The sequence below is a fragment of the Mesorhizobium sp. C372A genome, assembly GCF_030323245.1.
In the GTDB taxonomy this organism is placed as follows: domain Bacteria; phylum Pseudomonadota; class Alphaproteobacteria; order Rhizobiales; family Rhizobiaceae; genus Mesorhizobium.
In genome coordinates this window covers 2,447,501-2,455,618 of sequence record NZ_CP100475.1, presented here as the reverse complement: position 1 = coordinate 2,455,618, position 8,118 = coordinate 2,447,501, and the positions used below count along the sequence as shown (strand labels likewise).

General features: G+C 57.5%; 7 protein-coding genes, 1 tRNA gene and 2 rRNA genes. 5 read left to right on the top strand and 5 right to left on the bottom strand.

All coding sequences use genetic code 11. The features are described 5' to 3' along the window. Positions 1-10: 10 nt before the first annotated feature. The 4 genes from NLY42_RS11680 to NLY42_RS11665 all read left to right on the top strand — a co-directional run bounded on the left by NLY42_RS11680 (position 11) and on the right by NLY42_RS11665 (position 2,126). Positions 11-517, top strand: coding sequence for a phage tail protein (locus tag NLY42_RS11680; protein WP_023672955.1), 507 nt, complete (start codon positions 11-13; stop codon positions 515-517). A gap of 12 nt (positions 518-529) precedes the next feature. Beyond that, the gene (locus NLY42_RS11675) at positions 530-1,051 is read left to right on the top strand and encodes a phage tail protein (protein WP_023672956.1); all 522 of its coding nucleotides are present in this window, start codon (positions 530-532) and stop codon (positions 1,049-1,051) included. Between the two features lie 9 nt (positions 1,052-1,060). Then, entirely contained in the window at positions 1,061-1,588 is a 528-nt protein-coding gene (locus NLY42_RS11670; RefSeq protein WP_023754201.1) for a phage tail protein, read from the top strand. Positions 1,589-1,682: 94 nt separating this feature from the next. After that, a complete protein-coding gene (locus NLY42_RS11665; protein WP_081731103.1) occupies positions 1,683-2,126 on the top strand; it encodes a GNAT family N-acetyltransferase in 444 nt (147 codons plus the stop codon). Between the two features lie 15 nt (positions 2,127-2,141). Here NLY42_RS11665 and NLY42_RS11660 read toward each other — a convergent pair whose 3' ends face one another. Both NLY42_RS11660 and NLY42_RS11655 read right to left on the bottom strand, forming a co-directional pair. Next, positions 2,142-2,720 carry a 2OG-Fe(II) oxygenase gene (locus NLY42_RS11660; RefSeq protein ID WP_023672959.1) on the bottom strand — a complete coding sequence of 193 codons (579 nt, stop codon included), beginning with the start codon at positions 2,718-2,720 and terminating at the stop codon, positions 2,142-2,144. 72 nt (positions 2,721-2,792) lie between these two features. Further along, positions 2,793-3,062 (bottom strand): DUF6916 family protein, encoded by a 270-nt coding sequence (locus NLY42_RS11655; protein WP_023672960.1) that lies wholly within the window; start codon positions 3,060-3,062, stop codon positions 2,793-2,795. A 238-nt stretch (positions 3,063-3,300) separates the two neighbouring features. Between NLY42_RS11655 and NLY42_RS11650 the strand changes: the two genes are divergently transcribed. Beyond that, positions 3,301-4,095, top strand: coding sequence for a SapC family protein (locus NLY42_RS11650; RefSeq protein WP_023737477.1), 795 nt, complete (start codon positions 3,301-3,303; stop codon positions 4,093-4,095). Between the two features lie 319 nt (positions 4,096-4,414). Here NLY42_RS11650 and NLY42_RS11645 read toward each other — a convergent pair. The 3 genes from NLY42_RS11645 to NLY42_RS11635 form a co-directional block, all read right to left on the bottom strand. After that, positions 4,415-4,491, bottom strand: a tRNA-Met gene (locus NLY42_RS11645). Between the two features lie 258 nt (positions 4,492-4,749). Then, a 5S ribosomal RNA gene (rrf, locus tag NLY42_RS11640) occupies positions 4,750-4,864 on the bottom strand. A gap of 201 nt (positions 4,865-5,065) precedes the next feature. Continuing rightward, positions 5,066-7,867 (bottom strand): 23S ribosomal RNA (locus tag NLY42_RS11635). Between the last annotated feature and the right edge of the window lie 251 nt (positions 7,868-8,118).

Here is an 8,118-nt window from a genome sequence, read left to right as displayed (position 1 = left end):
GGGAACGGGGATGAGCGAGCCTTATTTAGGTGAAGTCAAGATCATTTCCTGGAACTATGCACCGCGCGGCTGGGCATTTTGTAACGGCCAGTTGTTGCCGCTTAACCAGAACCAGCCATTGTTCTCACTTCTTGGCACCAGGTACGGCGGCAACGGCCAGACAAATTTTGCCCTTCCGGATATGAGGGGACGTGCGCCGGTTCATACGGGCGGCCCTATCGGTGCAATTGTCGGCGGCCAGGGCGGCGAAGAGTTTCACACGCTCACGCTCGGCGAAATGCCGACACACAACCATTTCGTCAACGCATCGAACACTGCCGGCAACGTCAACAATCCATCCGGCGCGCTGTTGGGGGCGAACGCCAGCCCGATCTATCAGCCGCCTGGCAGCGCGGTGGCTATGGCGAAGGAAAACATCACTTTCGTCGGTGGCGGCCAGCCGCATGAGAACAGATCGCCCTATCTCGTCTTGAATTTCATCATTGCCCTGCAAGGCATATTCCCGTCGCGAAATTAAGAGGACGCTTCGATGAGCCAACCTTTTGTCGGCGAGATCAGGATGTTCGGTGGCAATTTCCCTCCGAATGGCTGGGCGTTCTGCCAAGGCCAGTTGATGCCGATCTCCGAGAACGAAACCTTGTTCAATCTGATCGGTACGACCTATGGCGGCGACGGGGAGGAAACATTCGCCCTGCCCAACCTCGCATCCCGCATCCCCGTCCATGCTGGCAAGGGCCCGCTGGTCAGCCAGACCTATATCATCGGAGAACTGGGCGGGGTCGAATCCGTCACTGTTTCAACCCAACAAATGCCGAACCATTCCCATACCTGGACCGGTTCGTCGAATATCGCCAAGAATCCGGGTCCGTCCGGCGGTGTCCTGGCGACATCGAGCCTGCTGACGCCCTATGTGGGTATCGCACCTGATGGCAACATGGCCGCCGGAGCCATTTCGCCGGCCGGCGGCAGCCAGCCTCACGACAATATGGTGCCGTTCCTCGCCGTCAGTTTCATCATCTCGCTATTTGGCATCTTCCCCCAGCAAAGCTAGAGACTTGCCATGACCAATCCGTTCGTCGCCGAAATTCGAATTTTTGCCGGAGATTTCGCCCCGACGGGGTGGGCGACCTGCGATGGCCAGCTCCTGCCAATCTCGCAGAATACGGCGCTGTTTTCACTGCTGGGCACAGTTTACGGCGGCGACGGCAAGTCGACCTTCGCGTTGCCGAATTTGGCCGGCTCCGCGCCCATGGGGCAAGGACAGGGCAATGGCTTGTCGGAGCGGTTTCTCGGCGAGACGGGTGGGGAAACGTCCGTCACCCTTCTGCAAACGGAAATGCCGCAACATAATCATTTTGTCGCGATATCCACCGAGAGTGGCGCCCAGGGAACTCTTACCGATGCGGTTATTCTGGGGAAGTCCGGGGGCGGAACGCTGTATCAGAACAACACTTCGCAAAATCTGGTCCAGATGGACCCCCAGGCACTGAGCATAACGGGCAGTACGTTGCCTCACAACAACCTGCCTCCCTATCTGGCGATGACGTTCATCATTGCCATGCAAGGCGTTTATCCGGCGCGTCCGTAAGCGCCACTCCATGATCCAGCTTCCGATTGTGGACAACGGGCCTGTTATATTTTGCTGGGTGCGCGCGGCGCGGATTGATCTGACGTTCCGCCCGATGGCGGACACCGATCTGCCGTTCCTGTCGGCGCTCTACGCCTCGACCCGCGCCGAAGAACTTGCCGTCACGCCGTGGAGCGACGCGCAGAAAACGGCGTTCCTCGACATGCAGTTTCAAGCGCAGCACGCGCATTACCAGAAATACTATCCCAACGCCGACTGGCTGGTGATCGAGCAGGCAAGGCAAGATATCGGTCGCCTGTATATCGAGCGCTCGGCGAGCGAGCATTGCATCATAGATATCGCCTTCCTGCCGGCGCATCGCGGCAAGGGGTCTGGCGGTGCGTTGCTCGCCGATCTCATCGATGAGGCCGCCGCCGTCGGCAAGTCGGTCTCGATCCATGTCGAGAAGAACAATCCAGCGCGGCGGCTCTACAAGCGCCTCGGCTTCACCGTTGCCGAGGACAAGGGCGTCTACGACCTGATGATCCGTTCGCCGTAAGGGCCGTGCCGGTCGTCACGTGCCGCGATACCAGGAGACGATGGTGAAACGTTCGTTGCACGTGACCGGGGTGACTTCATGCGTCGTTTCCGAGCGAAAGGCGACGAGAGAGCCCGGCAATGCCGGCATGGCAATGCGCAGGTCCGGGCCGCTGTAAGGCCCATGCAGGACCAGCGAGCCGCCTGCATAGCTTTCTGGCGAAGGGTTGTCCGATTGACGGTTGAGAAAGATCACCACCGAGATCTTTCGGAACCGCGACTCGTCGTGAATGAGCGGCGTGTTGCCATCCTGGTGCGGCACAAAGAAATCGCCTTGCCGATAGTGAAGGAACTGAGGTTTCTCGACCTGGCCGAGCAGCAGCCCGAAATGCCGCTCCAGAGCCGCCTTCTGCTGCGCCAACAGGGCACTCACTCGCTCTTCAGTGGCCTGCGAAACATCGGCGCGCACGGTCTTTCGGATCTCCGGCCATGCCATCTTCTGGTCGGCACGCCCCAGCAGGCCGGCCGGACGGCCCAAGGCCGCCCGAATTTCCGCGCACAGTGCGCTACACGCCGCTCCGTCAAATACGTCCGCAATCTCGATATAGTCGATCATATGTCGAGCCGCCGCGCTGCCAAATCGCCCTGATGGCCGGAGCGTCCCCGTGGCCGATCCGGTCGAAAAAAATCAGTTGAATACCGCCTCGTAAAGCCGCCCTGCCTCATCGGCAGCGATCGGCACGATGAAGATCTCATGGGCGCCGCTTTTGCCGTTGAACCGATAGATAGCCTGCGGCAGCGCCGCGTCGCGCGGCCCCCTGAACAGCAGCGTGAAGCCACCGCCGTCGCGCGGGCTGTTGGCAATGGGCTGCACCGCGCTCAGTTCCATCGTGAGCGTCTGACCGCCGGCTTCGACGGAAAAGCTCTGCCCCTGCTCGAAATCCGAAAGCGATGCCATGCGCCTGCCCTGGTTCGTCTGTCTTTCAGACGGCTCTCTTGAGATGTCTATCCCGTCAGCCAATCTCGCCGCTTCATGGCGTGCTGTCTATAGAGCTCGATCTCCAGAAGTACAAAAGAGCACGATCAAACAAACAGATAGATTTATCTTGGCCACGTAGGGTGAAGCAGCCGTCAACGCGTTGCGCACCGGCAGCCACTGGCCTAAACCGGAATGGTATAAGAGGAGAACACTAGGGATGACTGACGCGAAAACAGACACGGCCCCGGCCGGAAGCACCGCGACCAACACGCTGCCGCTGTTCTACAAAAAACCCGAGGCGCTCAATCCGCTGCGGCACGGCTCACTCGGCCTTACGGCGCGGGCCGATTTCTCCTTTGCCCGCACCGCGCACGCCATCCCCGTCGTCGCATCGGAAATGCCGGCGGCGATGCGCTCCTATCCGATCGTTTTCATTGGCGACGCCAAGGCGCCTGTCATCATCACCGGTCTGCGCCAGGACCAGAACCTGTTCGTAGGCGCCGACGGCAAATGGGCGGAGCCGCATTACATTCCCGCCTATGTCCGCCGTTACCCCTTCATCCTCGCCGATGAATCGAAAACGACCGGCCGCCTGACGTTGTGCATCGACCGTGCCAGCGAACGCGTCGTCGAGCAGATGCCTTCGTCCAAGGACAGCGACGAGATCGCGCCCTTCTTCGACGGCAACGAGCCGGCCGAGGCCTCGAAGCAGGCGCTCGCCTTCTGCAGCCAGTTCCAGACCGACTTCAATGCGACTCGCGCCATGATCGACAAGATCGACGCGCACGGCCTGTTCGCGCCGCGGCAGAGCAAGGTGACGCTGGAGGGCGGCGAGACCCTCAACCTCACCGACTTTCAGGTGATCGACGAGCCGGCCTTCAACAAATTGAGCGACGAGGCGTTTCTCGATCTCAGGAAATCCGGCGCGCTTGCGCTGCTCTATTGCCATCTCGCCTCGAGCAACAGCTGGACCTCGCTGGTCTTCCAGGCGTCATTGCGGCGAGCTGGCTGACGCGGCCCGCGACGAAAAGCTTCGGCAAGGCGCGGGTTGTTTAAATCAACGGTTCGCGCCTTCGTACGACGATCTCTCCGCCGCTCGAATCATGCTGTTGTCGTGCAGATCGCTTGCCATGACGGGCTGGCGAACTCCCAATGCTCGACGTGTAGCTCTCGCCGAAATGCGCCGAGGCGGCATCACCCCCCGGTTCGCGGACCTGTCAATAAAGTCGAGCACGCCAGCCTTGCTGCCCTCCTCGATCGTTGAATATCCGGTCGCGGCCATCGATCACGGTCCGAACGCAAAAAGCCCGCGTGAAGCGGGCTTTTTTTGTTGGTTGCGGGGACAGGATTTGAACCTGTGACCTTCAGGTTATGAGCCTGACGAGCTACCGGGCTGCTCCACCCCGCGTCACCTCCAGGGCAAGCTCTTGCTTGCTCCGGACTCTCCAGGGCAAGCTCTTGCCTGCTCCGGATCTGAAGCAAGCGTTTGCTTGCTTATCTGGACGTAAGCCTGGGCCTATGAACAGGATGGCTTACAGATAGGTATATGGCTGACCAAATGAAAGGGCCGCTTGCGCGGCCCGTGATCCCTTGGCGGGCCTTTTCGTAGAGAGAAGATTTCAGTTTCATCCGGTTTGCGGATGAGAGTTCAACGTGCGTTTTGCAGACCTGGCAGCGACCTACTCTCCCGCGTCTTGAGACGAAGTACCATCAGCGCTGGAGCGTTTCACGGCCGAGTTCGGAATGGGATCGGGTGCAGCCGCTCCGCCATAACCACCAGGTCGGCAAAACGCACGTTATATCGAGAAGCTGTTTTTTCGTGCCAAGGCGACGTTTGTGTTTTGCTTTCGGGCGTAAGCCCGCAAGCGCGACTGCGCGTCGCCGGTTTTCCGGCGCCCTCGCGGAGCATAGGCCCTGGAAGGGCCGCCCATGCGTGAGCGCTGGTCAGATCATCGTGTTCACGATGAGCATAAGGAATGAGAACGATCAAGCCGATCGAACTATTAGTACCGGTAAGCTTCAAGCGTTGCCGCTCTTCCACACCCGGCCTATCAACGTGGTCGTCTTCCACGGTTCTCAGGGAATACTCGTTTTAAGGTGGGTTTCCCGCTTAGATGCCTTCAGCGGTTATCCCGTCCGGATATAGCTACCCTGCTATGCGGCTGGCGCCACAACAGGTCCACCAGAGATCCGTCCATCCCGGTCCTCTCGTACTAGGGACAGATCCTTTCAATATTCCTACACCCACGGCAGATAGGGACCGAACTGTCTCACGACGTTCTGAACCCAACTCACGTACCGCTTTAAATGGCGAACAGCCATACCCTTGGGACCTGCTCCAGCCCCAGGATGCGATGAGTCGACATCGAGGTGCCAAACAACCCCGTCGATATGGACTCTTGGGGGTCATCAGCCTGTTATCCCCGGCGTACCTTTTATCCGTTGAGCGATGGCCCTTCCACGCGGGACCACCGGATCACTATGACCGACTTTCGTCTCTGCTCGACTTGTCAGTCTCGCAGTCAGGCAGGCTTATGCCATTGCACTCAGCGAACGATTTCCGACCGTTCTGAGCCCACCATCGCGCGCCTCCGTTACTCTTTAGGAGGCGACCGCCCCAGTCAAACTACCCACCATACATTGTCCCGGACCCGGATAACGGGCCGCGGTTAGACATCCATAGTAATAAGGGTGGTATTTCAAGGGTGGCTCCACCTGAGCTGGCGCCCAGGTTTCAAAGCCTACCACCTATCCTACACATGCCACTACGAATGCCAATGTAAAGCTATAGTAAAGGTGCACGGGGTCTTTCCGTCTAACCGCAGGAACCCCGCATCTTCACGGGGAATTCAATTTCACTGAGTCTATGCTGGAGACAGCGGGGAAGTCGTTACGCCATTCGTGCAGGTCGGAACTTACCCGACAAGGAATTTCGCTACCTTAGGACCGTTATAGTTACGGCCGCCGTTTACTGGGGCTTCGATTCAGAGCTTGCACCCCTCCTCTTAACCTTCCAGCACCGGGCAGGCGTCAGACCCTATACGTCGTCTTGCGACTTCGCAGAGCCCTGTGTTTTTGATAAACAGTCGCTACCCCCTGGTCTGTGCCACCCTCCTCTACTTGCGTAGAAAAGGGTCACGCTTCTTCCGAAGTTACGCGTGCAATTTGCCGAGTTCCTTCAGCATAGTTCTCTCAAGCGCCTTGGTATACTCTACCTGACCACCAGTGTCGGTTTCGGGTACGGTTTATAAGGAGGAGCTATTTCCTGGAACCGCTCCGCTGCCCGTTCAATCCGATAAGATTGGACAACTTGTGCGATCCGTCACTACCTCCAAGCCCACGAATATTAACGTGGTTCCCATCGACTACGCGTTTCCGCCTCGTCTTAGGGGCCGGCTAACCCTGCTCAGATTAGCTTTAAGCAGGAACCCTTGGTCTTTCGGCGGGGGAGTCTCTCACTCCCCTTACGTTACTCATGTCAGCATTCGCACTTCTGATACCTCCACCACCCCTCACGGGTATGGCTTCGTCAGCTTACAGAACGCTCCGCTACCGCTTGGCCCTTGCGGACCAAACCCTAAGCTTCGGTGTATGGCTTTAGCCCCGTTACATTTTCGGCGCAAAGACCCTTATTTAGACCAGTGAGCTGTTACGCTTTCTTTAAATGATGGCTGCTTCTAAGCCAACATCCTGGTTGTTTTGGGATCCTCACATCCTTTCCCACTTAGCCATAACTTGGGGACCTTAGCTGTAGGTCAGGGTTGTTTCCCTTTTCACGACGGACGTTAGCACCCGCCGTGTGTCTGCCGACTAGTACTCCCAGGTATTCGGAGTTTGGTTAGGTTTGGTAATCCGGTGAGGACCCCTAGCCCATCCAGTGCTCTACCCCCTGGGGTATTCGGTCGACGCTCTACCTAAATAGATTTCGCGGAGAACCAGCTATTTCCGAGTTTGATTGGCCTTTCACCCCTAGCCACAAGTCATCCCGAACTATTGCAACAGTTATGGGTTCGGTCCTCCAGTAAGTGTTACCTTACCTTCAACCTGCTCATGGCTAGATCACTCGGTTTCGGGTCTAATGCGACGAACTGAACGCCCTGTTCAGACTCGCTTTCGCTGCGCCTACACCTAGCGGTTTAAGCTTGCTCGTCACACTAAGTCGCTGACCCATTATACAAAAGGTACGTGGTGACCCTTGCGGGCTCCCACTGTTTGTAGGCAATCGGTTTCAGGTACTCTTTCACTCCCCTTGTCGGGGTGCTTTTCACCTTTCCCTCACGGTACTAGTTCGCTATCGGTCATGCACGAGTACTTAGGCTTGGAAGGTGGTCCTCCCAATTTCAGACAGGATTTCACGTGTCCCGCCTTACTCGAGGACGATTGATTGCATTACGCGTACGGGGCTGTCACCCACTATGGCCCTACTTTCCAGAAGGTTCCGCTTGTCTCTCAATCGCCACTGGCCTGGTCCGGGTTCGCTCGCCACTACTTCCGGAGTCTCGGTTGATGTCCTTTCCTACGGGTACTTAGATGTTTCAGTTCCCCGCGTTCGCCACTTTATCCCTATGTATTCAGGATAAGTTACCTATTATCGATACTTGGAAACCACAGTAGCAGATCGCTCTGCTACTCTGATTTTCCAAGTACCTTAGGTGGGTTTCCCCATTCGGAAATCTACGGATCAAAGGGTATTCGCACCTCCCCGTAGCTTATCGCAGCGTATCACGTCCTTCATCGCCTGTGCATGCCAAGGCATCCACCAATTGCCCTTAAGACACTTGATCGTTCTCATTGCCAATGCCCATCCGCGCAATCCGAAGGATTGTCGCTTCAGCCTCTCCCTTGCGGGGTTGGCGTCCGCGCAATTCCAAAGGAATTGTCGCCTGAACCGGATCCTGTGCGGGATCCAAATTCGATGTCATTGGCACAAAAAGACCAGCTTCTCGAGATCGGTTCGAGGGTGCGGTTAGGCAAACCCATCATATGCGGGAGATTGAGCGTCTCCCGCGACAAATCACGAACCTTTCGGCTCATG

Bases quoted from the DNA above. Each gene is read 5' to 3' on its own strand.
- NLY42_RS11680 (WP_023672955.1), top strand. From the start codon at position 11: ATGAGCGAGCCTTATTTAGGTGAAGTCAAGATCATTTCCTGGAACTAT.
- NLY42_RS11675 (WP_023672956.1), top strand. From the start codon at position 530: ATGAGCCAACCTTTTGTCGGCGAGATCAGGATGTTCGGTGGCAATTTC.
- NLY42_RS11670 (WP_023754201.1), top strand. From the start codon at position 1,061: ATGACCAATCCGTTCGTCGCCGAAATTCGAATTTTTGCCGGAGATTTC.
- NLY42_RS11665 (WP_081731103.1), top strand. From the start codon at position 1,683: ATGGCGGACACCGATCTGCCGTTCCTGTCGGCGCTCTACGCCTCGACC.
- NLY42_RS11660 (WP_023672959.1), bottom strand. From the start codon at position 2,720: ATGATCGACTATATCGAGATTGCGGACGTATTTGACGGAGCGGCGTGT.
- NLY42_RS11655 (WP_023672960.1), bottom strand. From the start codon at position 3,062: ATGGCATCGCTTTCGGATTTCGAGCAGGGGCAGAGCTTTTCCGTCGAA.
- NLY42_RS11650 (WP_023737477.1), top strand. From the start codon at position 3,301: ATGACTGACGCGAAAACAGACACGGCCCCGGCCGGAAGCACCGCGACC.